We start from the raw sequence: 1,739 nt of genomic DNA, 5'->3' as shown, positions 1-1,739 counted from the left end.
ATAAGGGACTTGCACCCTCTAGATGAATTAGTTATCTTTCGATAAATTAAAGATGCCCATGCTGGGCACACACAATGTATATAAAAAATAGGCGAAATAGTAATAAATTCAAGGCTTTTGGCTCGTATCAAAGTTTGTACTTAACTGAAAGTTTTATGCTTCGAAATCGCCTACTTTTCATATACTAAACGTTAGCAACAAATAAAAATGAATCTGTTTAAAAAGATATTTAACAAAAGTGCTTTTCCAAAACTTGAAGAAGTTACTGCGGCTAAACGGATTGAAATATTTAATGATATTGTGACTCCAGCTCTAAACAATATTGGACTAAATAAATGGGATGGAAAATATACTTGGTATAATGATTTTAATGAGAGCGGAATTAAACACGTTGTTCGCTACCAAGTATTTAAAGGATTTAATGGTTCTTTCGCTTATGGAAATTGCTTTTCTTTTATTCCAACAACATCAAATAATGGAAAAAAATTGATTAATCATAAAACTGATAAATCAACAACACTTCATCTATGGGAAAGACTAGATGGATGGAAAGAGTCTTTTGAGGGAACTCAACGAGAAAACCCATATGACAAAATATCGCATTGGAACGAAAAGGATTTTCGAAAAACTTTAGATTTAGTAATTAAAAAGTATCCTAAAAGATTAGAAAATTGGTTCGACGAACATAATAATATTGAGCAAAGTATTTTAACAGTAAAAAAGCAGATAGATTTAGGTGGTTCATATGATTTCAATTCTCCAAGTCAACAATATTTATTAGCTTTTTTATATGCATATAAAGGAGATATTGATACCGCTTATAATTATATTCAAAACTATTACAATCCAATTATTGATAGAAATGCTGATTATAAATATGAGAAAGAACTAGTGATAGATAGAATAAGAAAAATCAGTTGCTAACACTATATATAGCAAATAGGGCGGTTTAGTGTTTATTCAAAAAGTCTGTGTTTGTTTGCGAGATCGCCAAATCTTTTGATTTGGCTTTATGATAAAAAAGATAAATCAAAATGCAAAAGTTTGGCTTAGGGCTTAATCGAAAATAACCGTTTATTTTCTGCCCTAAATGCCATATATTTAACGTTGGCATTCATTGAGAAGAACCCTTAGAATGACAATTATGAGTAATTTAAAACAAACCGTTTGACTTTTAGTTTGTTCACGGAATCGAAACTGAACTGAAATGCAAAACCTAAATTGAATGCAGAATTACTCACTCAATCGGAATTTACAGAATATGAATAAAAAAAGAAATGAAACTAAATTGGATAAAATCCAGGGTATATTGAAAAATTATTCTTTGTCTGTTTGGGCAATTCTTTTTTTTTTAATCGTCAGTTATTATAACGGAATAAAATCTGGATTAATCATATCTGGACTTTTAATCTCTGGAACTCTTTTAGGAGTAATCATTCCTGTAATAATTGGTGTGATTTTTAAAAAATATAATCTAAAAATAGTTTATAGAGAAATTATATTTTTTATAATAACAACACTTTTAGTTTACTCATTTATTCATAATAAAAAACTTTTACTATTAATGTTTCCTTTTGCTATTCCTACACTAATAGTTGGAATTTTAGATTTAAGAAGATTTTGATTTCAAAAGAACATGAAAATATAAAAATAACGAAATGCCAATCGAGTAGACGGCTCTCCCCATAATTGAGGAGAGTGCGCCTCTCACACCACCGTACATACGGGTCTCGTATACG

General features: G+C 29.4%; 2 protein-coding genes. Both read left to right on the top strand.

What is annotated here, in order from left to right; translation table 11 throughout:
- Nucleotides 1-300 precede the first annotated feature (300 nt).
- The gene (locus Q0820_RS16865; protein WP_298489459.1) at nt 301-924 is read left to right on the top strand and encodes a hypothetical protein; all 624 of its coding nucleotides are present in this window, start codon (nt 301-303) and stop codon (nt 922-924) included.
- Nucleotides 925-1,261: 337 nt separating this feature from the next.
- Complete coding sequence (locus tag Q0820_RS16860) at nt 1,262-1,624, top strand: hypothetical protein (protein WP_298489457.1); 363 nt, start codon at nt 1,262-1,264, stop codon at nt 1,622-1,624.
- The last annotated feature ends 115 nt before the right edge of the window (nt 1,625-1,739 follow it).

Source organism: uncultured Maribacter sp. (genome assembly GCF_947495965.1).
In the GTDB taxonomy this organism is placed as follows: domain Bacteria; phylum Bacteroidota; class Bacteroidia; order Flavobacteriales; family Flavobacteriaceae; genus Maribacter_B.
This window is presented reverse-complemented; position numbering and strand designations above follow the sequence as displayed.